The sequence below is a fragment of the Dyadobacter psychrotolerans genome (assembly GCF_004349265.1).
GTDB lineage: Bacteria > Bacteroidota > Bacteroidia > Cytophagales > Spirosomataceae > Dyadobacter > Dyadobacter psychrotolerans.
Genome location: NZ_SMFL01000001.1, coordinates 78,122 through 101,665, shown reverse-complemented (window position 1 = coordinate 101,665; position 23,544 = coordinate 78,122). Strand labels below are relative to the sequence as shown.

The window sequence follows — 23,544 nt, the reverse complement described above, 5'->3', positions numbered from 1 at the left end:
GCTTCCTTGGTCCCCAAAGTAGCCGTTCCAACCAAATCAACCAGACCACCAAGACTTTGTTTGTCCAGTTTTTCCTGAGCAAACGCTTTTGGCAAAACGCCGCGTAAAGAAGCATTGTCTTTTTCAATAGCGTCCATCGCTTCGTCCAGATCTGTTCCAATTGTTGGAAGTTTGGCGCGTCCTTGCAACCAGGTCCAGCGTGCAGATGGCGGAACGTAAAACACTTTTTCGGCCAGATATTCATTCCGGTCTTCCGGATCAGCACCTTCGAATTCTCCCTCGCCTGCGCTGAGTTTGTTAAACAATTCTTCGAAGGCATCGGAAATATATTTGAGGAAGATCAATCCTAAAACAACATGCTTCTATTCCGCTGCATCCATGTTTTTACGGAGCTTGTCAGCGGCTTTCCATAATTTTTTCTCTAAAAGTTCTTCCTGCTCTTCCTTTTTGACTTTGGCCATTGTGGGTATTGTACGCGTACTGATTGGGTTGAAACTGAAAGTAACAAAAAATTTGTAATTAAATGGGCATTTTGCAATTGTCTCATAGTTTGTAAGTATCAGGTTTAGGCCCAAACTTGAATAACTCCTCTTCGATGAACCTCTTTTGTTTTTCGAGATCACTTACGTACTTAGCTTTTTCCGTTTCGGACAAAGATTCGCTATAGGACTTTTTGTAATTAAATTTCAATAGCGTTTTTAACTCGTCTTTATACGCCATAAACGGTTCAAATAGGTGATGATATGCTCTTCCGACTGCACCCACAAATAGCTGGGTTTGTGGTTGTCGTTTAGGTTCGCCTGATCTCAGAATTTGTTTATCAGAAATTCCTGGGTAGGGATCGATGAAGAAAATGCGAGAAATGCCGAGTTGATAAGCCTTTTTTGAACATAGCTCGCACGGTGAAGCAGTTGTGAAGAGGAAGCCATTTTTTAACCCCTCTCCGCCATATTTGGCAATTTGAAGCATCGCATTTTCTTCTGCATGCAGGGAGCGAGTATGAACTTGATTCTTGTTGTTATCAATACAATTCTGGCCATCCTTGAAGCAAAATGAAATATTTCGGCCTTTCAAAGCATCTTTTTCAGTATCGGTATAGGAATGTGTTTTTTGGATTAGCCGTTTGTAGTCTTCGCCTTTTTCGTATTCACTATACGCCTCTGGATCGGAATTTGACACTAAATGATCTACACTTCTTAGAAGACAAGGTGTCTGTCCTTCCGCTGTATTATTCCATCCTATTGATTTCAGCGAGAACGATGAATCTGTCACCACAGCGCCAACTTGCCTGGATATACAGCCAGAATTATATTTTGCAGTGTAAGCAATCTGCATGCACCGCTCACTTGGTGTCGGAGTAATAATACCTGGTTGAAGAATTAATGCCAAATATCTAAGAATGTCTTTTTTTATTGTTTTACGCTTATCTCCCTCCGACTTGGGCTCATCAGGGTTATGTAGATATATATCCGAAACCTGAATACATGTCTGAATATCTTGTTTGTAAAAACGTTCTTCAGTTGCAAGGTCCTTCGTATACTCCTGATCAAGAGCCTTTAATTCACTCGTATTGTAATGCTTGTTTAATCTTGCTAGTCTACATGTTTCTTCAGTGTTTACTGCAAATTGATAAAATGCTGAATAGCGTTCCTTAAAAAAACGGCTTTCCATAGAGTTTCTGATAGAATCAACCACAATCCTTGCCTCCTTGTTAGATTGATTTCGATTTATTTTAATAAGTTGGCGAATGATTTGAGCTATTATGTAACAGTTTGCCGCTTCAAAACTCTGATCTTGAAGTGGGTTACCAGTTTTGCGAAGATTATCCCCAAACCACTGATAGGGAGATGATTCGTTCGTTATTGTTAGTGTTTGAAATTCTTCTTTCAATCGTTGTGAGAATTGCTCTATTTTCCCGCTTCGGAAAAATAGCTGGTCAGCTATCTCATCGTCAAGGGTTACTAATTCACCTGCAGCAGGTATCTTTTTAAACATTGATTTTACATCCTCAGATAAGCTACAAAATTCATGCTTAATTTTTTCTATAAGATCAATAATTTGTTTGGAATTAGTTGGGTATTTGATTTCTAAGAAAGCTTGAAAGTCACGAATATCCTCTCTAAGTAGAAAAGCAGTAATTACATCCGAGGCTCGTATGAGTGTGTATGGCTTCCAATTTTGTCTTAAAAAGTCAAAGGCAATTCGATATTTACGATCTTCATTTGTTGGGCTTGTGCCAAGTACTGGCTCAGGAAAATTGCAGTCTTCAAATCTTTTCATTGTCAATAGCTTTGCCACAGTTGTGCAGCCCGAACCCAAACGGCCGGTTAATCCGATAACAATAAAGCGACTACGTAAGCTGTAGAGGGAGTCTAAACCTGTCATAAGTGAGTAGAATAGTATTGGTTTGTTTATAAATTATCGCAAAGTAATTCTAATCTAACGAAATTTATAAAGGAATAATTAACCCATCTTAATTCTGACCAATTGGACGCAGATAACTACCACCAGAGACAGACAAATTCTGAATTAATGCCGATAGACAATTTTCAACTTAACTGTTTTATAATGCAATGAGAATTTGAAGCATTTTCAAAAGGAAGACATTAATCTGCGATAATATTGAAGCTAACCAGGAGTATCAGCGTCCATGTCTGGAATATAATATGCCGAGGAATTGGAACTAGAATGGTTTTTCAGGCAAAAAATCCTTCGGTGAGCACTTAAGAACCTTACTGAGTGCGTTGATGTGATTCACGTTGTACTTGGCTCGTTTGGAGGAAGACTCCACATGCGAAACGAAACTGTCATTCATATCGAGCTTTTGCGACAAAGCCAATTGGGAGAGACCGAGTTCTATGCGCTTTTCTTTGACCTTTTCAATGATATATAGCTCAATTTGTGAAATCACAGTTAGTTTTTTCACAAAGAGCCATATAAATCAAAATTTTTACAATGGTACATGTACCATTAAATATATTGTTTTGTATATTTGTTGTGACAATATCAACTGTTTGTACAGTTTGACATTGTTACAGCGATACTTCACAAAGAAATTAGAAGCATTCGTTTAGAGTCCCAATTAGAAAACTGGTAATTTTTTGGAACGGGACCAAGTTGAATAGCTCACGACCTAGGCGTGCGCTCAGCTTGTCGTTCCAGGGTCCTACCAGTACCTCTAATTAAACAAGTTGAGTCGCGCCTTATTGGTTTCGCCGCATTTTTGACTCGACGGATATAATGCCTTTTGTTTAACGCTGTTTTCAGCACAAACCAAATTGCGCGTATGAATAACCGTCTTCTTTATAAGCTGATTATCAGAAAGCCTCAGTGAGCTAATCGTTTTAGCATGTTGGGTCAAATTTTATTACCGTTTCCTAACTCAGGAATAACAGAGTCCCTTTGTGCTATTAAGTTTCACTTTTCTTAGGGCTGATCGCCTGCGATTTTCTTTCACTCCCAAATTTTGCTGCAATGAACACTCGTTTTTGCTTCCCGGGCAGAATGCTGCCTTATCTTTTATATTTTTCACTCTTTTACTTGCTGCTCTGGTGCTGGAAACCGGTTCGGGCGCAGGCTTTGAGTTCCTTTAAGCCGCCATCAATAGGGGAGAGGGTGCCTGATGTGACCATTGAAAACTTGCTGAACTATTCGGAGCCAGGTGCTAAACTGTCTGATTTCAGGGGTAAGCTGCTGATTCTTGATTTTTGGGCAACCTGGTGTCAGCCTTGCGTTGGGATGATCCCAAGGATGGATTCGCTCGAAAAACAGTTTGCCGGCAAAGTCGTCTTGCTGCCTGTAACGTACCAGACCAAAGCAGAAGTCGTGACATTCCGTGACAAATATTTCAAACGGACCGGTCTTCGTATACAGCAACCGGAAGTTGTCCTGGATACTGAGTTGAAAAAGTTATTTCCGCATAGCGCGGTTCCTCATTATGTGTGGATCGGTGCGGATGGAACGCTAAGGGCCATAACTGGCAGAGAAGAAGTCACAAGTGAGAAAATCCGGTCATTGCTTTCCGACCAAAGCACTTTACTGGCCCTGAAAAAGGATGCGGTCAGCCTTGGTTACAAGTCGTACCGGAAGCCTCTATTTGATTTTATCGATGAAAATCAGGCCATTGATTTTAAATCAAAATACCACATGCTCTTCCGGGGGTATATACCCGGTGTTCCGGGTCAGATCTCTCTGGTTGAGCCGGGTGACACGCTCGACCACTGGCGGATCACCTTTACCAATGTGACGCCAAGAGACTTTTATATGTTTGCCTACGGGCAGGGAAGGCGCTTTCTTTCCGAGTCTACTGTGCAGATACAGACCCGCGACAGTTTGAAATTTAATCCGGGGCTGACTGGGGCCGCGGTCCGCGCGTGGGTGAAGGAAAATACTTTTTGCTACGAGCTGGTCGTGCCATCTAAGCAGGCTCAGCATGCTTTTGATTTCTTTCAGCAGGATCTGGACAGGATCTATCCGCAGTATGAAGCGGTGATTGAAAAAAGGCTGATGCCTGTTTATGCGCTGGTGAGAACATCCTCAGATGAAAAATTCAAATCCAATACTACCGGTCAGATTTTCCAATCAGCCTACGATGGTTTCAGCTTTCATCTGCGGTATAGTTCCATGGCAAGTTTCGTGCAGGGTCTCAACACCCTTCGTATGAACCATGCGAAACATCCCTTTGTGGATCAGACGGGTTATGCCGGTATGATTGACCTGGACATGGAGCTTGATTTCAGCGATGTGTCCTCTGTCAGAAAGGCGCTGGCTGGCTACGATCTGGATCTGGTGGAAGAACAATCGCCCGTGGAAGTACTCATCATCAAAGACCGTGCGCAGAAGACAGCCGCATCTATCCGCTAAATTTAGTACACTCCTTTTACTATGAAAACAATTTTAAAAACAGGATGGTTACTAATCATCCATTTGGGGCTGATATTTTCGGCCCGTGCACAGACAATACTGGCCGGCAGGGTAGTCTCGCTGCCCGATAGTGCCGCACTGGCTGGTGCAGTTATCAAAATCAAAGGATTCGACCAGGGTGTTACCACCGATGAAAACGGACGCTTCCGACTTGCTGTAAGCCAAAATCAGTTCAGCATCCAAGTCTCCTATATCGGATATAAATCCATCGAAAAACCGCTTGCGGCTCCTTTTGACCGCGAGCTGGTCCTTGCTCTGGCCGCTGATGAAAACCAGCTGGGAGAGGTGGTCGTATCGACAGGTTATCAGCAGATTCCTAAAGAAAGAGCAACAGGTTCTTTCTCAACGGTCGGTAATGGGCTTTTAAACCGGCGGGTCAGCACCGATATAATCAGCAGGCTCGATGATGTTGTGCCCGGACTGATTAATAACAGGGGCAAAGGTGGAGCGCAGGGACTGTTGATCCGGGGGCAAAGTACGATCAATTCGGCAGCCAGGCCACTGATTGTGATCGACAATTTTCCTTATGAGGGAGATCTGGCCAGTATCAATCCCAATGACATCGAAAATGTAACGGTGCTGAAAGATGCAGCAGCGGGCTCCATCTGGGGATCCAGGGCAGGCAACGGCGTCATTGTTATAACCACTAAAAAGGGAAGTGGCGACCGCGGTCCGCAGATAACGGTTAACTCCAATGTGACCATCGGACAAAGGCCCGATCTTTTTTATCAGTCAAGGATGAGCTCTGCTGATTTTATCGAAAACGAGCGGCTGCTTTTTGAAAGCGGGCGCTACAGCTCTGCTGAAAAAAATGTAAACCGCTATCCTTTCACGCCTGTAGTCGAGCTGCTGATGGCAGTACGCGACAAGGCAATTACCAAAGATCAGGCGGAATTTGAGCTCAGTGCACTTAAATCAAAGGATCTGCGACATGACTACGAAAAGTATCTGTATCAACCGAGCGTCAGCCAGCAGTATGCAATCGGCCTGCGTGGAGGCGCAGCCAGTAACCGTTATTATATTTCAGCAGGCTATGATCAGAACAGGCCATCCGAGACAGCCAACCGGTATGCACGTTTCACGGTAAATGCCAACAATACTTACCAGGTGGGCAAAAACCTTGAAATCAATGCGGGCATTAATTACTCGGAGTCAAAAATCACAACCGCCAATTTAGGCCCGGTCACCTATACGAATCCGCTGACAGGATTTACCGGCGCGGCGCTCTATCCGTATGCCAGCCTTGCTGACCCGGACGGAAACCCTTTGGCTGTGATCAACGAGTACCGCCTTTCGTTTCTGGAACAATCCGAGAAAAAAGGACTGCTGGACTGGCAGTACAGGCCCCTGCAGGAAATGAAACTGGCGCATAACATCATAAAACTGACCGATTACCGCTTCAATGTTGCGCTCGATTATAAGCTTCGGCCTGCGCTTCATCTTAAAGCACTCTATCAATACAGCCGGGGCATAAGTCAGGGTCGAAATCTGTCTTCTCAGGATAGTTACATGACAAGAAACCTGGTAAACCGCCTTACTTCGATTGACAGCACAGGCGCGCTGAAAAGAAATCTTCCGCTGGGAGCGATCCTGGATCAGACAGCCAGCGAATACAACTCGCATAACCTGCGCACGCAGCTGGACTTTGATCATTCGTTTAAAGCAGGCGGGGAGCTTACAGCGATTGCAGGTTTTGAGATCCGGGACCTTGGGACATCGACGAGCAGGAACCGTTTTTATGGTTATGATGATGAATTTGCCACCAGTAAGGCAGTGGATTATCTGACTCCTAACCGGTCCTTTGTCAATCCGGCCTCCAATATTCGTGTGCCATTTGTGGACGCCCAGACCGGCGCAACAGACCGCTATCTGTCCTACTACGCCAACGGCTCGTATATTCTCAGAAAAAAATACATTGTTTCTGCCAGCGCACGGCTCGATCAGAGCAACCTGTTTGGAGTCAGCACCAATGACAAAGGAGTTCCGCTGTATTCTGCCGGCGTTGCCTGGAATTTAAGCGAGGAAAGTTTTTACAGGGCCAGCTGGCTTCCTTACCTGAAACTGCGCAGCACGTTTGGGTATAGTGGCAACAGTAATAAAAATGTATCTGCCTTTACGACCGCGTCCTTTCAGGGAACGGATCTGTATTCAGGTGCCACCTATGCCACCATCCAGAATCCTCCCAATCCTGAGCTTCGCTGGGAGAAGGTTCAAACGGTCAATTTCGCGGTGGATTTTGAGTCAAGAAACAGGGTTTTTTCCGGGAGTCTGGAATATTACCTGAAAAAGGGAATTGATCTGATCGGAAGCATGCCATACCCGGGAAGCTCGGGAGTTAAATCCTTTACAGGAAATTATGCATCTACGGCCGGACAGGGTATGGATCTAACCTTAAATGCCAGGGTTTTGGATAAAGTATTCAAATGGCATCTGGATCTTCTTTTTAGCAGGGCCACTGACAAAGTGACCAATTATGCCCTGACTTCGCTGACCAATTCGTATCTGGGAAGCGGTGATGGTACGTCAATCTATCCGCTGGAAGGCAGACCGCTTTACGCTGTTTACAGTCTGGACTGGGCTGGACTTGATCCTGTCACAGGCGATCCGCAGGGCTATTTGAATGGCGAAATCAGCAAGGATTATGCTGCTATTTTTAGAATTGCCCCTCAGCAGATGCACTATCATGGCCCGGCAAGACCTAAAATGTTCGGCTCTGTTCGAAATAGTTTTTCGTGGAGATCACTGACTCTTTCTGTTAATGTCAATTACAGGCTGGGTCATTATTACAGGGCGAAGTCAATGTCCTACACAGAGCTTAATAATGGTCTCGTCGTGCACGGAGATTACGCGCTTCGCTGGCAGAAGCCTGGTGATGAGCTTATCACGAGCGTCCCGTCAAAACCGCAGTCAGTCAACGGAAACCGTGAAAATTTTTATGCTTTCTCTCAGGTGCTTGTAAAAAAAGCGGATAACATCCGTCTGCAGGACGTTAATCTGAGCTACAACCTGAAAAGATCTCAGCGCGGCAAATCCGGTTTTCAGTCTGCGCAGCTTTATTTATACGCCAATAATGTGGCAATCCTATGGAAGGCCTCCAAGGGGAATCTCGATCCGGATTATCCACTGGCTATGTTCACGCCGGTCAGAACACTGAGCGCAGGTATTAAACTCGATCTATAACAATATAACAATGAAAAAGACAAATTCTTTAATTTATCCTTTTTTAGTTGGATTCCTGCTGTTAACAGGCTGCAAGGGTGATTTTTTAGAAGAAAAACCGCAAAAATCATTACTGGTTCCGACCACGCTAACAGATTTTCAGGCGCTGCTCGATAACGGGCAGGCATTGATGAATACTGCACCCTACCAGAGTATTCTTTCGGATGGTGATTTTCAGATGAGTGAAAGCTTTTTTGCAGGGCAAAGCCAGCTGAATCAAAACAGCTATATCTGGGCCGATCAGCCCGAAATGACCCTGCCCGGATGGGACACGCCTTACCGGCAGGTCTTTACCTGCAACGTGGTACTGGACGGGCTGGCAAAACTGGATAAAGATCTGTGGCACACGCCTCAGTACGAAAGCGTCAAAGGAAGTGCTTTGTTTTTTCGGGCGTTTGCTTTTTATCAGCTGGCCCAGCTATTCTCGCCGGCTTACCAGCCGGGCTCTGAAGGGATCGGTCTGGGTATCCCGCTGCCGCTCCAGGCTGATGTAAACCTGAAACACCCAAGAAGCTCGGTCAGGCAAACCTACGAGAGAATTCTGGATGATTTGATGCAGGCTGAGCCACTTCTGCCGCTCAAGCCAGTCTACATTTCCAGCCCGGGCAAACCGGCGGCTCTCGCCCTTCTGGCAAGAACCACATTAAGTATGCAGGACTACCCGGGAGCGCTTTCGTACGCTGAAAAATGCCTGGCCCTTAAAAGTGAGCTTCTTGACTATGCAACGCTGGCGGCCGCATCAGCTGTGCCATTTCCGCATCCCTTTGCGCTTGGAAATCCCGAAATGCTTTTTTATAGCCGCATGGCGGTTTCCTACTTTGAAAACCCTGCCTTTACCGTAGACACCACTTTGTACGCATCATATGCGAGCGGAGACCTGAGAAAGCCGCTTTACTTTGGTACAGGTCTAAATTATAAAGGCAGCTACACTTCAAATCAGTATCCGTTTGCCGGTCTGAGCACTGATGAAACATACCTGATCAAAGCCGAATGCCTGGCAAGAACAGGACAAAGTCAGGCCGCCATGAAGACTTTAAATGCAATGCTGGAAAAAAGATGGGCAAAAAACAGTTTTAAAGAACTAACAGCCGGTTCCCCGGAGCAGGCTCTGAAACTCATTCTTGCCGAAAGAAGAAAGGAGCTGGTAGGGCGGGGGATGCGGTGGGCAGATCTTAAAAGATTAAATCAGGATCCGCAATTTGCTCAGGTACTCACCAGAACCATCCAGAAAAAAATATATACGCTTCCACCGGGTGGAGAACGGTATCAGTTTAAAATCCCTGATGATCAGACCTACGAAGGAACAGTAGTGCAAAATCCATAAAATAGGCGGTCGGGATGTTTTGGTCTGAAGAGAAAACAGCAGAGAAGCCGCTTTGCGGCGGCTACCCTACTGTGGTTACTATCGAGCTATCGTCAAACCGATACAGGACTTATGGCTTGTCAATCAGTCTTGCATCACCTCTTTCGATGTCAGTAACGCCCGTACCGGTTTGGGTTCCGGAGCACTCATGAGTGGGAGCCGCATCACATTCTACGGCTTTGTCTGATGGTACTGGTGTCCAGTCGGTACCTCCGGAGTTATCCGCGTTATAAACATTGGGGGCAACCGCAGTAAGCGAGTTGGCTACTGCAAGTCCGCCTGAGAGCATCACTGCAGCGGCAAATAAGAATTCAAACTTTAACTTTTTCATAACTTTAAACATTTAAAATGTTAAAAATGAGATTGAAATTTGTTGCTTACTCTGTTTTCAGGTTTTCAGCAGGGCCTGGCAGATTCAGGGCAGCCCTTCCGGCTGAGCCTGCTCTGTCTTATATTTTTCCATCCGTCACTTGCCGTCTGTTTTCTGATTTCAGCAAGTGGATTCCGGTTATAGAGAGCAAAAGAAAAAGCAGATTGAAAATGAAATGGACCTCGAATCCCATGGATTTCAGTACACCTCCGCAACTGCATGGCTCACGGTCAAATATATCCAGAAGCACAAGGCCCATGTATAGAGTGAACACAAGCATTAATGCTGCCGATCCGTAAAACCCGGCTAGTCGGGTGGGAGCTCTGACCAGCAGCGCTACAGCCAGTAATTCCGAAACAGGCAGCAGCCAGAGCAACATCGGGACTGACCATTTTGGAATGGTTTGATTCAGCAGCTCCGCTTCAAAGCGTTCGAGGTTTGAAAGTTTCGCCACAGCCGTATAAAAAAATAAGAAAACCAGCAGGGCAGCCAGGATACCGGGAGCATTCTTTTTCATATCAATCTGTTTTATTTCATCAAGCAATTCACTTTCCTTCCTTTGTCAGTGAATTCCTTGATGATAAAACTAGAATGAAAAATTCTTTTGTAACTTCCTGTATTGTAAGTGGATATAAGTTTGTTTTTTGTATGGGTGGCTGTCTTTTCCGTTTTTTTTTGTTTGGTTCAGTTAAAATTTCTTCGGATTGCGCTCATTCTGCCTGGTGAAATCTCCAGGTAGCTGGCAATATCTCTTAGCAGTAAGCGGCCCGATGGGAAATTCTGCTGAAACTGCATATAACCCTGCGCAGTGGGCAGCGAACACAGAAAGGATTTGAGCTCGCCGTGGTTTCGGTCATCCAGAATGATCTTGCTGGAAAGCTTGGGTGCCTCGCTGAAGCTGTGATACAGATAAAGGATGCTGCTGTCAGAAAGTGTTGTCAGATGGCTGTCTTCCAGAAGCATGATCCGGTCCGCGGCTGTTTTGTTTTTTTTGCCGCCAGTCAGAAGCATTACCTGATTTTCTTTCCAGAAACGGGTGACATGTTCTTTTCCTTCTTGATCCTGATAGTAGCCTTTGGCAAGGCCATTTTGAATGTACCAGATCATGGGCGTTTGGCCATTTTGTTTAAGAATATCACCCCTTTTTAATTGTTTATGTATCAGAGCTCCGCTGAGCGCCTTCATAAACGGCTCGCCAAGCGGATAAAGCGCCGCGAAATGATCGGTGAGTTTTAAGTTATTCATAAGGTAAATGTGCTTTTGGTGTCAGTATTCTTTGATCCAGGTGATGACTGATTCGAGCAGCTTGATCACGGTCTGTTTATCTTTCTCCTCAAAACTGTAGGATTTTGAGCGCATGCTGTCCCAGGAAATTTCCGCTTTTCTGGGTGTGGAAAGGAAAGGCACAATAGCCTCGAAAACGGCATTCATCGAGCGGGCCTTAACGATTCTGAGCGAGTCGATTGCCCTTAAAAACAGTCCGATTTGATCTACCGAAAGCAGCACCAGCACCTTAAAAGTCTCCGGCTTCGGTTTGGATTTGGTGAATGCCGGCTGTTCGGTCAGGCTGACATTGGATTGCGATTGTTCTTTGAGGAATACGATTTCCTGTGTAAACCAGTTGGAGACGAATTTTTTGATATCATAATCTGCCTGACTTAGTCTGACACCTGGTTTTCGGTGCATCTGATTAAATTGCTTGTAGTGAAGAAGCAGTTGGTGAATCTTTTCTTTTGCAGGTTCAACACGGTCAATGCGACTGGCCAGATGCTGGGTGTAATAATTCATAAAAGGCCGGCAGTTGAAATTCAGGTACACCAAAAGCTCAACCAGCGCATCGTCTATTTTGCTTTGCGGCCCGTTCCAAAGCATCTGCTCAAGGCCATAAAGTAGCTCGCGCTGGTAAAAAATCGTACGAAAACTTGGGGGCTGCAACTCACCGCTACCGGCCGCCGTACTCAACGTACCAAGCAGTATAGCTACCAGGTTGGGATCTGCACTTTTTGATGTGAGCTGTTTTTTTACCGTAGTGATCCTGTGCTGGTGATGCCGGTCAAACTCAGCAAGGTAAGCATCCGGTGCCCGCTCGTCCAGATCCAGATATTCCCCGAAACTGCTTTGGATGAAGCTGAGTAGTTCATAAACGCAGGAAAGTATCTGGTGCAGCGCATCTTCTGTCAATGTGTTCAGGGGATTAATTCTGGTGCGAGCATGCGCCGCGTGATCAAGTAGAATCAAAAGGCTGCCGTGGTGTGCTTTGACAAGGTGCCCGATCTTTCGTCTGCCTAAAAGGTTCAGCCGCTGGTGGTTTAAAAAGGAAATGTAGTTTTGTTTTCTTTCATAAATTTTTTCGGTTATGTGTTCGTACTGCGCCGCATTAAGCGTATTTACTTCTGATTCGTCAGCGTCAATGGCAATGGTTATGATAAAATCCAGCCATTCAAGGGTGTTTTGCTTTTCTATCATGAGAACGTCGAGTTTAAAAAACTGAAAATTTTCAATTCTAGAAGAGAAGGGCGCTTTCGTGGTTGTTGGGTGCGGGTGTGCCGGCAAGACACTGCCGATCTGGTCTTGAACAGCTAAAGTCCGAAGAGCCAACTATTTCAAAAGATGCTTCTTCGGACTTGAACTGGAATTGATTTTACCTGCGGTTAACCAGCGTGCAGATCATCCCGCTGGTTGTGACCGGGTCTGGCCCGGATTTTTCTGATTTTTTCTGCCAGATTCGTGTTTTAAAATAGTTCACAGGTAACTCTTTCAAAGTGAGTTTTTGGTGCTTTTTCATGATTGCTGGTTTGTTTAAGTTAGAAATTGGACAACCCGCAAAAGAAGCATCAGTCAGTTTTGTGTTAAAATTTATGTGATCAAAGGGGGCCGGATTGGTTTGTAGGGATTTGTTGCCGGGTTAAATCGCATTTTGCCAATGTAATCTGGGATCAATGGCAACAGTTGCCATTGCGGCCTATAAAGCTGTATGTAATTCCCGGGTCCGGCGGAACGTACCGCCGCCGTACTTTTACGCTCGGCGCTTGCATTGATCTGATCGGTATTGCTAAACCGCGTCCAAATGAATCAAAACGAGAAGGTACCCCAAGCTAAATCTGTCACCGTATCTCTTCCCTACTGTCACAAAAACAAAACGATCGCCAAAAAATATATAAGGATCTCATTTACATTGGATTAGAATTGTTACAGGTGGGTGGGAACTGCAGTACACAGATAGTATCGGGTGAATTTATGAAACGGATCAACCCCCGATTGCTGAATATTTTTCCTTATGGTGCAGCCCGTATTTCAGGCGCTAGTACTTTCTACCAACGGATAGAACTTCAAGATAAAGGCCTTTGCCATCGAATGTTTGTACTTTTTTTGTCTTCGCCTGTGCTGCACGAGACTGGGTGACCTTCGACACCATGGTGTGTCAGCCTTCCCTAATCAAGCATGTGAATGTTTTAGAGCCGTAAAATTATGGTATTAAATATTGGTCCCTCAAAGCGTGTTATGTCTGAGAGGTCCTGGTAGTCGTTGGGAAATCAAGGAATATGCTGAAAAGCTTGAAAAATCTGAGTTTTTCGAAGAAAATTAAGAACAAACAATGTCAGTAAAAGGGAAGGTTGGCTTCTCGAGCAGGACAAAAAATCTGTCTTTTACGTTTTTGACGACCTTAAATTTCTATTGCTTCGTTTTTTTTCTCTGGTCCCCCAACTTGTCCCCCCAGGGCCAATTAATCCCGAGTAAACATGACATCATTTTATCAAATTCATGCGAATCGATCAAGTGAAATTTAGTTTCTCTCCGTAAGGAAAACGATCAACAGTTTTTAATATCCTTTCCTTAAATTATCCGCAAAACTGTCCGGCAAAAGGCTAACTTCAACTGCCTGGGCAGCTTTCTCGACATCATATTCCACTCTGATAAATTCAACCTGAATACCATCCTTCTCCGAAATGTTTGATAGAGGGTTGATCGTTATTATCACATAACCGGCGCGCGGGTCGCCATCTTTTGGCTTACCAACCGAGCCGGTATTAATCAGATGGAGGCGTTTGTTTGCCTCCTTCCCCGAATTTAATATTCGATGATAAGATTTATGAGAATGTCCAAAACACAGCATGTTCGCGTTGAACTCCTGCAGCATGTCGATCATGTATTGCTCCGGCAAGTCTTCAAGGAGATATTCATTAATGCTTCGCGGACTGCCATGCACCAACAACATGTTTTGACTGGTATTTTCTAACTGAAATTCGATCCTCAGGTGGCGCGGTAAGGTCAACAAATAATTGCGTTCCTTATTACCAACAAGCTGATAAGCGTAATCGCTACTTTCTTTCGTGCTACAATTGTCCTGTTTTGTAAGAAGCTTCGCTAGTTTCAAATCATGATTACCTGCAATGGAAGCAATCCGATTTTTCCGGATAAGTTCAATGACCTGATTAGGCCATACGTTGTAGCCAATAAAATCTCCCAGGCAATAAATTGTGTCAGGCTTTTGTTTTTCAATGTCTGCCAGGACAGCTTCCAACGCAGGGAGATTTGCATGTATGTCAGATAAAAGGGCAATTTTCATCAGGCTAAGCGATTTCGGTGTTGTAGTACTTTCTACGGAGCCAGAATGCAACGTTTACAAGGGCGATAAGGGCTGGAACTTCAACGAGCGGCCCAATCACCCCGACAAAAGCCTGTCCTGAATTGATACCGAATACACCAATGGCGACAGCGATGGCCAGTTCAAAGTTATTTCCTGCCGCCGTGAAGGCGATAGATGCGTTCTGCGAATAATCTGCGCCCAAAGCTTTCGCCATAAAGAAGCTAATCATAAACATGATGATAAAATAAATCATGAGTGGAATAGCAATCAACAGCACGTCACCCGGAATTTGTAGTAAAAGCTTGCCTTTTAAGCTGAACATCAAAATGATGGTTGCCAGTAACGCCACCAACGTGATCGGAGAAATCATCGGTATAAATTTCTTCTCATACCACTGTTCGCCCTTCAATGCGGTCAGCGTGAAACGGCTTATCATCCCTGCTGCAAATGGGATACCTAGATAAATACCAACACTTTTTGCAATCTCACCGATTGTAATATCAACCTCAAATCCCTTTAATCCCACGAGTGGTGGCAACACAGTAATAAAGAAATACGCATAGAAGCTGTAAAGCAACACTTGAAATACGCTGTTGAGTGCTACAAGCCCGGCGGCATACTCCCGGTTGCCTTCTGCCAGCTCATTCCACACCAAAACCATTGCGATACAGCGTGCTAAGCCAATCAGGATTAAGCCAATCATATAGTCCGGATGATTGGGCAAAAACACAATGGCTAGAATAAACATTAAAATGGGGCCAATAATCCAGTTTAACACCAGTGATGCAGACATGACTTTCGTGTTCTTAAACACTTCACCCATTTTATTGTATTTCACTTTGGCAAGGGGTGGATACATCATCAGGATCAAACCGATTGCCAGAGGAATGTTTGTCGTTCCACTGGAAAAAGAATTAATATAGCCTGGTAAGGACGGGACAAAATTTCCAAGCGCAACGCCCAACGCCATTGCTAAGAAAATCCACAACGTTAGGTAGCGATCCAGGAAGCTGAGTTGCTTGCGATTGGACGCGGGTGCGCAATTGTTGGCTGCCATAATTTTTTCTTTATAGGTTGTCTTTAATGAAGTTCTCAGAGTAGGTTTTGATCATACTTCTGACTGTGCGGAATTCTTCTCTGACTTCATCATCTGAACCAACCGCTTTTGCCGGATCGGGGAAATTATGATGGAACTTTACGGCATTCGTTGGGAAGTATGGGCAACGCTCTTTTGCGTTATCACACACGGTGATGACGTAGTCAAAATCAATGTCTCTATACTCATCAATATTGTTTGATGTGTGGCTGGAGATATCAATTCCATCTTCTTTCATCGTGGCAATGGCTTTCGGGTTAACTCCATGTGTTTCCACGCCTGCACTGTAAATAACGGCCTTATCGCCTGAGAAATGCCTTAAATAACCTTCTGCAATCTGGCTGCGGCAACTGTTGCCTGTACACAGAACTAATATCTTTTTCATGTAAACCTCTAATTTATTCCAGTTACTTTACTTCGTCTTTCAAGAAGGCTGACACTCCGCCAGACACCTTTCATTTTTCCAATGTTTTCACGGTAACCAATAACGCGAAACCCGTTTTTCTGATGCAATTTGATACTTGGGATATTTTCAGGAAAAATTCCGGCTTGAAGTGTCCAATAACCGCTCTGTTCGCTCTCTTCAATCAAATATTTAAGCAACAGATCGCCAATTTTTTGACCTCTAAAATCAGATGCGATATAAACACTGACTTCGCCTACACCGGCATACACGCACCGCCCGGAGACCGGAGTTAATGCAATCCAACCGGCAATGTCCCCTTCCCCCGTTTCAGCCACATAGCGAAGGTCGGCCACATGCGCTTGATCCCAAACATCCCATTCCGGTGCGCTGGTTTCAAGGGTCGCCTCACCGGTTGCAATTCCTTGTGTATAAATTTCCCGAACCGCAGGCCAATCGGCCGGTTCCAATGGTCGAATCGAAATCATCGTTCTTTTCGGTTTGTGTTAACAACATCCGCCACCGGGTGTGCATTTAGAATCGGTTGAACCAACTACTTCAAGTTCTGTTGCGACAGGCGTCTTGGCAGCAGGTGTACAGCAGGATGCATCCGTTGACGGCCCGCAGCTTCCGTTTCTGGTCAAAGCCTTGCACTGGGTAAAATCAGGGACCAAACTGACTGTAAACGCTTCACCGTCCGTCAGAAATTCGCCTGGATACATTTGGCGTGTATCGAATTTCGAGTTGCCGAATTCTATTTTAACAATACCGAGAGGGTTAAGCGGAAGCGATTTTTCCACCAAACTAATAATAGAAAGAGCTTTGCTGACCTTCATCGACCGGTCGGTCTCTTTAACAGAGGGTTCCCAGAGTTGGACAATGATTTCAGTCCATGTGTTCATGACACCGCCACAATCGACTGACACGATGGGTGCCTGTTTGATTTCGGTGATATGGTACGACGCATCAACAAACTGACCGTCTGCATATTCGAACTGCAAGATCTTACCCGGGTTTTTAAGCAAAGTGTCTTTGAACGATTGCCAGGTCATGGGGTTTAAAGTGTCCACAGCATATTCCTCTTCGGTGGTTTGCAAGTTGTTCATTGCTATATTACGATTAATTGAAACAAAAAAAGACTAGTTACAGCAGTTCCCTGAAATGTCGTTTTGAAAGATCGCTCCGAAAGCGGATTTGGCTTCTTCCCAAACCGGTTCGTTGATGCAATAGCACACGCGCGGTGGATTGATTTCGCCTTTAATCAAGCCGATTTGTTTCAGTTCTTTGAGATGTTGCGATACGGTTGCTTGCGCCAATGGCAGAACTTCAACCAGATCTCCACAAACACAGGACTTTTCTTTTAACAGATGCTGGATAATGGCAATACGCGCAGGATGTGCTAACGCCTTTGCCAGTTCAGCAATGCGATATTGTTCTTCGGTAAAAACCAGTGCTTTAGTGACTCCCATGTGCCAAAGGTATTATAAATAATTATTCATTGCAATAATACGATGAATAATTATTTGTGACATAATCTTGATATTGATCAATGCCTCTTTGGCTATTCAAGCTACATAGAACCTTATTACTGATGGGCATTTATCGAAGCAGAACCGAAAGTCAAAGATAGATTACTCACGACTTACAAGTCTTTTACCTATCAAATCGATAGTGGCCTGACTAATGTTGTATTCTGTTGCCAATGACTTCCACTTCCCTAAGGCTAATCTGGTTTGCGCTATACTTTCTTCGATAAGTCCTTTCGACAGACCTGCTTCAAGACCCAATTTTCTAAGCTGTCTGTCGCCCGGGCTTTTTCCCTCACCCATGACCATGTGCTTTGTTCTACTGTCGGCCCGTTGGAAAAAGTCAGATCATAAGCTGGTGATAATTTCCATCCCCCTTCTCATCCATCAGAAAACTGAAGTTTTTGGCATGGTCATCCCGGTTGTGGGCCAAGACATTAAAAACAGCTGGTCGGAACATTTTCTCAACTTCGCGGATGTTTTTTGTAAGCTCCCCAGTCAAAATCAGTAAATCTTCGTAAGCCAATGCGGGTGTGCGAAAATAGCTATTCAACAATTTTCCAGCTGTATAGTGATTAAAAAAAGGACTGACAGCCCAGTGTGATAAGGCTGTGATTCTGTCATGTAGCATATTGATGCATGCCAACGAAATGTTGTTTATAGTCTTTTTCAGCCACCGGTGGTCATGATGTCGGGGGATTTGTAAGCTCATCAGGTTACCAGCACAGTGTGTCGGACCCGTTTTATATTCTTTTATATCGGTTGCTTTTTGACAATCGGCGGTAATGGTGGTGCCGACATTAAGGGCAGCTCAAGTTCAATGCTGTAATGCGTCTGGCTTTCGTTTACGGTTAGCGAAAAGTCGTCTTTGACACTTAATTCGAGGCGTTTTTTAATGTTGTCCAGCCCGATACCAAAAGCATTTTGGCTGCCTGGTTTGGTGAAAAGAACGGGTTTGCTGTTTGAAATTTTAAACCGAAGGCGGTCTGTATCCACACTTAACTCCATATCTACCCAGCAGTCTTCGATCGAAGGGTAGACGCCATGTTTGAATGCGTTTTCTGCCAGTGTGAACAGTACAAGTGTCGGAATCAGTTGATCCGGGCGAATTTGACCCGTTTGCTTCACGGTCACTTTCAGCCGGTCATTAAAACGCTTTGCTTCCAGATCAGTGAAATGTAGCAGCGCCTGCCATTCTCTTTCCAGGGAAATCAGCTCGTCCGTCGTCTCATAAAGCGTAAAACGCAGCACATCTGTAAGGCTGACCAGATACAAAGCCGCCTTTTCGCTTACCGGTAAAAGCTCAGCTAAAACAGAATTGAGCGTATTTAAAATAAAGTGAGGAGCAGGCTGTGCACGTAGGGTAGCCAGATCGTTTTTTAATTTTTCCGCCAGAAGATCTCTCTTTTCTATTTGCTGCCGAAAACCATACTGAATCATTTTCAGGCCCAGCGGAAGAAAAAGAAGCTGCGTCTCTGTCACATCGTAAATCAAAAGCATCAGCCAGTCACCGGTCTGGTTTTGACCAGCCGGTTTTAGATACATAGCTCCAAAATGCTGAAAGGCATCCGATAGTGTGCTCAGACCGTAATACCAATCCAGAAAAGAAAAGACGGCCACGTTCGCCGCGTGCATAGCGAGCACCATAAAAAAGCCTGTCAGAATCATCAGACTCGTCCCGTAATACTTTTCTTTAAGGCGGTTAAAAATACCTGCCGACAGGTAATAGACCGGAATAAAGCGCAGATAATACAGCCCGTAAGAAATCACCCAGCTGGCCTCATATTGGATCTTTTCTTTTGATCCGGCAAAGTACAGAAGATGAAACAGGATGAATATAAGCCAGAAGACGCAGTGATACTTAATGCGCTGTCTGATCGTCTGTGGCTGCAGCATATAGCGCAGCGGGAAATACTTTGCATGTCTATCCATAGAGCGGCCCGAGTTTTTTTAACACCTCACTTCTCAGATACCTTGAAATTTTAGCCTTGTGCTTGCCTCCGTTCATCACGATTTCATTACCATTAAGTTTTTCCACTAGATAACGGTTTATTATATACGATTTATGCGTCTGAATAAAAATTTCGGGTAAGCTCGCCAGCAGTAGTGCCAGAGAGGTGCGCACCAGATGCTTTTTTCCCTTGATATACATATAAACATAGTTGCCGCAGCCTGTGATCATATACAGATGCTGGTATTCAACCGGAAGTATAATTTTATCCACCCGGATCCACATCATCTTTTCTTCGAAGACAGGGGCCTGCCTGGGGTGGGGAAGGATCTGATCAGGACCGCCATTTTTTAAAAGTATCTGAAAGGGATGTAGCGGATCACAGGAAAGAACCTGATCAGGACCGGCTGATTCCGTGCGAGTTGTTTTGCTTGAGCGTAGCATACGTACTTTGTGAACCGCTTTCAAAAACCTTTCCGGCGAGATGGGCTTTAAAAGAAAGTCAGTTACATTGTGATCAAAACCATCGACGGCAAACCGCGCGTGGGCCGTTGTCATAATCACCGATGCGCTCATTTTTCCCGCGATGCTTAGAAACTCCAGACCGGAAATATAAGGCATATCCACGTCGAGAAAAATGATGTCAAAATCGCGCGCCGAGATCGCTTCCAAAGCCCTGACCGCGTTCATGCAGCCTTCGGAAAATTCGAGCCCGGGAATTTTGCTGATGTAAAATTTAATGGTTTTGTGTGCCGCGCTTTCATCATCTACGATCAGGCATCGAAGCGGCTGCAAAGTTTGTTGTTTCATCCGTGTCAGAATTAGAATATGGAAATATTTTTCCTGCTGGGGTCAGCTTCTGAAATACGTTTTATGAAGAGGAGTTAGATAAATTTAAATAGTGTTGTGGTTACATCCTACAACTTACAGGAATATTTTTTATATTTTATTGGTTTTCAAAACAGAGGTATAATACTTCTTAAGATAATGATATACAGCAAATTCCTGCTGCCGCTGCCGGCTGGCAAACCATCGGTTTAAAAACAGGTGAATTAGATCACAGCCCAGCCGTGTTTGTAAAGCACTGTCAGTGAGGTCAGAGTGAAGTATCAAGGCTTGGATTCGTTTTGTTCGCCTGCAAAAGAGAGTGCTCATGCTTTTATGAAGGGGTGTTGTTTGTTTATCCAGGATTTGACTGATCGTTTTCTTTTCAGCCCGGTAGTTTTGATCCATTTGCCTGCGTACGGATCCATCAACGTCAAGCTCGGCCGAAAACTGCCGGTGCATGGCTTCGATCAGATCGCTTTTCCCTGTTAAATCCAGGCCCAGACTGTCCAGCATCAAATCTGTACCAACAAGCGCCGCCTGCCAGCGCAGGCCGGCATCCTGTGAAAAATGCATCAAACAATTGACAACAGCCCGGCTGTCGCTGTGAAAGATGGATTCGAGCCTGGTGTAGACCTTCTGTGGGTAACGCTCGAGTTCTCTTTGGTAAGTATCTGTATGAACGCTTCGAACCATGCCGTTTTGCAGCAGCGGGCTGAGCAGTTCGTGCAGCTCTTTGAATACAATCATCCAGAAATCTTTTTTTTCGCTATAAAAGCGTAGCCGGATATGCGGCTCAGGATCTCGGTAGCGGATAAAAAACCATTTTTCTATAACTTTTTGTTTTTGCAGTGTTTGCAGAAAAGGATTAAGTACCGTGGTAAGCAGGCTATCCGAAAGCCTTTCACCACAGTAGATTTTAAAATACAGCCACTGGGAGCCTGCTGTGAAACTGCGCGTTATTTTTTCTTCACTGTGTTTTTGCTTCTGGTTTACTCGGAAGGGAGTGGTCCGGTTCGCGCTATGAAAGGGAATTACAAACTCGTTTGAAAGATACTTCTCGTTATGGGTTAGCAAACCCTCTCCGGGTGTGTCCAGAGACTCTGTGATGCGCAGGCTGCCCGCGTTTTTTAGCATTTGAGCCAGAAGCGACAGCGAGTGCTCATTTTTACTGTCAAAAAGCAGCGTCTGATCACCATCTCCCGTGGTGAAATACTGTGGGGTACTTAGTTTTCTTTCAATTTCTTTCCACCATGCTGTTTTGCTTTGGGTTGTCGGGGCCGCGGGTGCATGGGAAAGAAGCCAGCTGGCTTTGCTCAGTACGAGCTGCTGATGCTGAACGCGCGGTAGAAAGGGCGCATTCTGATAGCTTCCCCAGTCCCAGACAAGTGAGATGCTTTTTTGATTTGCCAGATCACAAAGAAAACGGTAGACCGGCAGGCCCGCGCTGTAATGATGCGCGCTTGTAATCACCGGGATGATCTGTTTGCTTAGCTTTGGAGCGCTCAGAATCAGGTTTTCTCCGTCCGGGCAGCTAAGCCAAAGATCATCTGGGCTGATGCTGTTCCCGTTTTCTTTTAAGCTTTTTGCCAGATAGGCAATCTCATAGGCTCTGTGAGCAGGCCTTGCAGCAACATTGGAGCCTTTGCCGCCCGGATGATGCACAATCTCAGCGTAAATCACATTGTCATCCCGGGATTCCTCGGTATTAATCAGGGTTTGTACCTGCGTGCTCAGCTCAGGGTCACCTTCGCAGAAACGGGTTAAAAGATTGCAGGCTAACGGACCGGCAAGTCCTTTGAGCTCGAAAAGAAATTCACCATCATCGAGCGCCTGAACAGAGCGGCTATGAAAGCTTCCCAGCACATAAAAACTTGGTGGCAGCTGCTGTATATTTGTGTTTTCTCTCTGTTTTAAAAGCGTATCCGTCAGCATAACCTGCCGGTCTGCCTTTGAGAATGCCTGCTGATAGAGTGTATCTGCGAGTTCATTTGTTTGGGTGTCTTCAGCTTTCAGCGGCAACTTGTCTGGGTCAATAGCTTGCAGAAGCGGCAGCTCAGGCTGCGTTTCGCTGCTAAGCTCCCCGTAGCCTGCTCCATAATCGTAATCCAGTGCAAGAAGCAGCGGAATTCTCTGCTGACCGTAACGGGCGACGAAACGGCGGGTAAAGTCTTCCAGCACCTCACTTTTTGTTTGCCTTGCCAGCGGGCTGATCCTGCTCAGTAGCGATCCGAGTCTTGAAAGCACCTTCCGGCTGATATGGGCCGTATCAGTCTGAAATTTAAGCGTTGTCTGAAGGGTGCTTTCCAAAGGGTGATCCGCTTTTAAGAAGCTTTTCAAAGAAGCGTTGATCTCACTTGCCGAAGCGTTCTGATCCAGCTGATTTTGTATGTTTTTGATTTGGCGCGTCAGGGTTTTGGTTCCCTTCAATGCGCTTAATGTTGTGCTTAGATAGCTCAGATAATCCTGGCCTGTAACGTTTAGCTCGATGCTGCTGACCAGAATCTGCGCTGCGGTCAGCGCTTTCACATATGCCTGAGCGTTAGCGACGCTTTGGCTTTGCTGGCAAAGAAATTTACTGATCTGCTCAGCCAGCAGCCCGTTTTTCGACTCGCTCAAAAGCTTTTCAAGTGCCTTGTGAAAATTCGCCTCGGTTAAAATGAATGTGGTATGGCCGTTTTGCTGCTGCCTTTTTATGTACCGGTAGTTTTCTCCGGCCCTGTAAAGTGAGCTATTGGGATAATACAGCAACTGGCAGCTTAGGGCAGACTTTTCAAGGATGTGTGCTTTGATTGCTTCGAGCGCGGTTGCATCCAGGCGGTTATTTCTTCTTATTGTGTTTAGTTTTTCGAAGCTGATCTGTGTGTCTGGTCCGGTCTCTACGGTAAAGTAGCCGGCAAAAAGCCCGAACGGCGTACAGCGGCTGCACGCCCGAACAAGGAATTTGTACAGCGAGGTAAGCAGCTTTTCTTTTCCGCTTACAGGCGCATTGTCCAGCAAAGCTTTCGTCAGCTCATAAAGCGGGCCCGAGGCCAGCGCGAGTCCTTCCAACAGCATCGGGTCAGAAAAGACTCTTCGCAGTTCAGATTCAAATCTGAGTGGATCATTGGCCGTTTTGGCATGGAAATCCTCCAGAATGTCTCTGGAAAGCAGGGGTCTGCGAACCATGCAGAAGCCGTAAGATTCAAGTTTCATAGGAACGCTTTTAAAGGTACAGCACTGGCTGTAAAGTTTTAAAGGCGCCTGCCTAAGCAGAAATTTTTGTTGCAGTCGGTGGCAG

At 45.2% G+C, this 23,544-nt stretch carries 21 protein-coding genes and 1 pseudogene; 3 read left to right on the top strand and 19 right to left on the bottom strand.

The window, feature by feature from the left end; all coding sequences use genetic code 11:
* Positions 1-44: 44 nt before the first annotated feature.
* The 3 genes and pseudogenes from E0F88_RS34640 to E0F88_RS34700 all read right to left on the bottom strand — a co-directional run.
* Positions 45-350: pseudogene (locus E0F88_RS34640) on the bottom strand (type I restriction-modification system subunit M N-terminal domain-containing protein); the annotation flags it as partial.
* 193 nt (positions 351-543) lie between these two features.
* Positions 544-2,385 carry a cytidine/deoxycytidylate deaminase family protein gene (locus E0F88_RS00455; protein ID WP_131955602.1) on the bottom strand — a complete coding sequence of 614 codons (1,842 nt, stop codon included), beginning with the start codon at positions 2,383-2,385 and terminating at the stop codon, positions 544-546.
* A 298-nt stretch (positions 2,386-2,683) separates the two neighbouring features.
* Positions 2,684-2,911 (bottom strand): helix-turn-helix domain-containing protein, encoded by a 228-nt coding sequence (locus tag E0F88_RS34700; protein ID WP_131956775.1) that lies wholly within the window; start codon positions 2,909-2,911, stop codon positions 2,684-2,686.
* Positions 2,912-3,474: 563 nt separating this feature from the next.
* On the opposite strand from E0F88_RS34700, the gene E0F88_RS00445 reads away from it, so the two are divergent.
* Genes E0F88_RS00445 through E0F88_RS00435 form a run of 3 tightly spaced genes read left to right on the top strand, consistent with a single transcriptional unit; the run spans position 3,475 to position 9,466 of the window.
* A complete protein-coding gene (locus E0F88_RS00445; protein ID WP_131955600.1) occupies positions 3,475-4,863 on the top strand; it encodes a redoxin domain-containing protein in 1,389 nt (462 codons plus the stop codon).
* A 21-nt stretch (positions 4,864-4,884) separates the two neighbouring features.
* Positions 4,885-8,103 (top strand): SusC/RagA family TonB-linked outer membrane protein, encoded by a 3,219-nt coding sequence (locus tag E0F88_RS00440; protein ID WP_131955598.1) that lies wholly within the window; start codon positions 4,885-4,887, stop codon positions 8,101-8,103.
* 10 nt (positions 8,104-8,113) lie between these two features.
* Positions 8,114-9,466 (top strand): RagB/SusD family nutrient uptake outer membrane protein, encoded by a 1,353-nt coding sequence (locus E0F88_RS00435; protein WP_131955596.1) that lies wholly within the window; start codon positions 8,114-8,116, stop codon positions 9,464-9,466.
* A gap of 109 nt (positions 9,467-9,575) precedes the next feature.
* Here E0F88_RS00435 and E0F88_RS00430 read toward each other — a convergent pair whose 3' ends face one another.
* The 16 genes from E0F88_RS00430 to E0F88_RS00365 form a co-directional block, all read right to left on the bottom strand.
* Positions 9,576-9,836: a hypothetical protein gene (locus E0F88_RS00430; RefSeq protein WP_131955594.1), complete on the bottom strand. Its 261-nt coding sequence runs from the start codon at positions 9,834-9,836 to the stop codon at positions 9,576-9,578.
* A 118-nt stretch (positions 9,837-9,954) separates the two neighbouring features.
* A complete protein-coding gene (locus E0F88_RS00425) occupies positions 9,955-10,392 on the bottom strand; it encodes a MauE/DoxX family redox-associated membrane protein (RefSeq protein WP_131955592.1) in 438 nt (145 codons plus the stop codon).
* A 167-nt stretch (positions 10,393-10,559) separates the two neighbouring features.
* Positions 10,560-11,120 (bottom strand): cyclic nucleotide-binding domain-containing protein, encoded by a 561-nt coding sequence (locus E0F88_RS00420; RefSeq protein ID WP_131955590.1) that lies wholly within the window; start codon positions 11,118-11,120, stop codon positions 10,560-10,562.
* Between the two features lie 21 nt (positions 11,121-11,141).
* Positions 11,142-12,341: a hypothetical protein gene (locus E0F88_RS00415; RefSeq protein ID WP_131955589.1), complete on the bottom strand. Its 1,200-nt coding sequence runs from the start codon at positions 12,339-12,341 to the stop codon at positions 11,142-11,144.
* Positions 12,342-12,516: 175 nt separating this feature from the next.
* On the bottom strand, positions 12,517-12,660 hold the full coding sequence (locus tag E0F88_RS33540) for a hypothetical protein (protein WP_165939966.1): 144 nt from the start codon (positions 12,658-12,660) through the stop codon (positions 12,517-12,519).
* A gap of 1,035 nt (positions 12,661-13,695) precedes the next feature.
* Entirely contained in the window at positions 13,696-14,442 is a 747-nt protein-coding gene (locus E0F88_RS00410) for a metallophosphoesterase family protein (protein ID WP_131955587.1), read from the bottom strand.
* Positions 14,443-14,446: 4 nt separating this feature from the next.
* Positions 14,447-15,520: an ACR3 family arsenite efflux transporter gene (gene arsB, locus E0F88_RS00405; protein WP_131955585.1), complete on the bottom strand. Its 1,074-nt coding sequence runs from the start codon at positions 15,518-15,520 to the stop codon at positions 14,447-14,449.
* A gap of 10 nt (positions 15,521-15,530) precedes the next feature.
* Positions 15,531-15,944 carry an arsenate reductase ArsC gene (locus E0F88_RS00400; RefSeq protein ID WP_131955584.1) on the bottom strand — a complete coding sequence of 138 codons (414 nt, stop codon included), beginning with the start codon at positions 15,942-15,944 and terminating at the stop codon, positions 15,531-15,533.
* An 8-nt stretch (positions 15,945-15,952) separates the two neighbouring features.
* Positions 15,953-16,450, bottom strand: coding sequence for a GNAT family N-acetyltransferase (locus tag E0F88_RS00395; RefSeq protein WP_131955582.1), 498 nt, complete (start codon positions 16,448-16,450; stop codon positions 15,953-15,955).
* Between the two features lie 18 nt (positions 16,451-16,468).
* Positions 16,469-17,068 (bottom strand): DUF6428 family protein, encoded by a 600-nt coding sequence (locus E0F88_RS00390; RefSeq protein WP_229213630.1) that lies wholly within the window; start codon positions 17,066-17,068, stop codon positions 16,469-16,471.
* 33 nt (positions 17,069-17,101) lie between these two features.
* Complete coding sequence (locus E0F88_RS00385; protein ID WP_131955580.1) at positions 17,102-17,431, bottom strand: ArsR/SmtB family transcription factor; 330 nt, start codon at positions 17,429-17,431, stop codon at positions 17,102-17,104.
* A gap of 162 nt (positions 17,432-17,593) precedes the next feature.
* The gene (locus tag E0F88_RS33985; RefSeq protein WP_220466224.1) at positions 17,594-17,791 is read right to left on the bottom strand and encodes a hypothetical protein; all 198 of its coding nucleotides are present in this window, start codon (positions 17,789-17,791) and stop codon (positions 17,594-17,596) included.
* Positions 17,792-17,831: 40 nt separating this feature from the next.
* Positions 17,832-18,200, bottom strand: coding sequence for a HipA domain-containing protein (locus tag E0F88_RS00380; protein ID WP_229213629.1), 369 nt, complete (start codon positions 18,198-18,200; stop codon positions 17,832-17,834).
* Between the two features lie 41 nt (positions 18,201-18,241).
* Positions 18,242-19,420, bottom strand: a complete 1,179-nt coding sequence (locus E0F88_RS00375; RefSeq protein WP_131955578.1) for a sensor histidine kinase — start codon at positions 19,418-19,420, stop codon at positions 18,242-18,244.
* A complete protein-coding gene (locus E0F88_RS00370; protein ID WP_131955576.1) occupies positions 19,413-20,249 on the bottom strand; it encodes a LytR/AlgR family response regulator transcription factor in 837 nt (278 codons plus the stop codon). Before E0F88_RS00370 ends, E0F88_RS00375 begins: the two co-directional genes overlap by 8 nt.
* Positions 20,250-20,378: 129 nt before the next feature.
* Entirely contained in the window at positions 20,379-23,459 is a 3,081-nt protein-coding gene (locus tag E0F88_RS00365; protein WP_131955574.1) for a lantibiotic dehydratase, read from the bottom strand.
* Positions 23,460-23,544: the final 85 nt, after the last annotated feature.

Bases quoted from the DNA above. Each gene is read 5' to 3' on its own strand.
- E0F88_RS00425 (WP_131955592.1), bottom strand. From the start codon at position 10,392: ATGAAAAAGAATGCTCCCGGTATCCTGGCTGCCCTGCTGGTTTTCTTA.
- E0F88_RS00415 (WP_131955589.1), bottom strand. From the start codon at position 12,341: ATGATAGAAAAGCAAAACACCCTTGAATGGCTGGATTTTATCATAACC.
- E0F88_RS00385 (WP_131955580.1), bottom strand. From the start codon at position 17,431: ATGGGAGTCACTAAAGCACTGGTTTTTACCGAAGAACAATATCGCATT.
- arsB (WP_131955585.1), bottom strand. From the start codon at position 15,520: ATGGCAGCCAACAATTGCGCACCCGCGTCCAATCGCAAGCAACTCAGC.
- E0F88_RS33985 (WP_220466224.1), bottom strand. From the start codon at position 17,791: ATGGGTGAGGGAAAAAGCCCGGGCGACAGACAGCTTAGAAAATTGGGT.
- E0F88_RS00400 (WP_131955584.1), bottom strand. From the start codon at position 15,944: ATGAAAAAGATATTAGTTCTGTGTACAGGCAACAGTTGCCGCAGCCAG.
- E0F88_RS00390 (WP_229213630.1), bottom strand. From the start codon at position 17,068: ATGAACAACTTGCAAACCACCGAAGAGGAATATGCTGTGGACACTTTA.
- E0F88_RS00455 (WP_131955602.1), bottom strand. From the start codon at position 2,385: ATGACAGGTTTAGACTCCCTCTACAGCTTACGTAGTCGCTTTATTGTT.
- E0F88_RS00440 (WP_131955598.1), top strand. From the start codon at position 4,885: ATGAAAACAATTTTAAAAACAGGATGGTTACTAATCATCCATTTGGGG.
- E0F88_RS00410 (WP_131955587.1), bottom strand. From the start codon at position 14,442: ATGAAAATTGCCCTTTTATCTGACATACATGCAAATCTCCCTGCGTTG.
- E0F88_RS00395 (WP_131955582.1), bottom strand. From the start codon at position 16,450: ATGATTTCGATTCGACCATTGGAACCGGCCGATTGGCCTGCGGTTCGG.
- E0F88_RS00375 (WP_131955578.1), bottom strand. From the start codon at position 19,420: ATGGATAGACATGCAAAGTATTTCCCGCTGCGCTATATGCTGCAGCCA.
- E0F88_RS00430 (WP_131955594.1), bottom strand. From the start codon at position 9,836: ATGAAAAAGTTAAAGTTTGAATTCTTATTTGCCGCTGCAGTGATGCTC.
- E0F88_RS00420 (WP_131955590.1), bottom strand. From the start codon at position 11,120: ATGAATAACTTAAAACTCACCGATCATTTCGCGGCGCTTTATCCGCTT.
- E0F88_RS00445 (WP_131955600.1), top strand. From the start codon at position 3,475: ATGAACACTCGTTTTTGCTTCCCGGGCAGAATGCTGCCTTATCTTTTA.
- E0F88_RS00370 (WP_131955576.1), bottom strand. From the start codon at position 20,249: ATGAAACAACAAACTTTGCAGCCGCTTCGATGCCTGATCGTAGATGAT.
- E0F88_RS33540 (WP_165939966.1), bottom strand. From the start codon at position 12,660: ATGAAAAAGCACCAAAAACTCACTTTGAAAGAGTTACCTGTGAACTAT.
- E0F88_RS00365 (WP_131955574.1), bottom strand. From the start codon at position 23,459: ATGAAACTTGAATCTTACGGCTTCTGCATGGTTCGCAGACCCCTGCTT.
- E0F88_RS00380 (WP_229213629.1), bottom strand. From the start codon at position 18,200: ATGAGCTTACAAATCCCCCGACATCATGACCACCGGTGGCTGAAAAAG.
- E0F88_RS00435 (WP_131955596.1), top strand. From the start codon at position 8,114: ATGAAAAAGACAAATTCTTTAATTTATCCTTTTTTAGTTGGATTCCTG.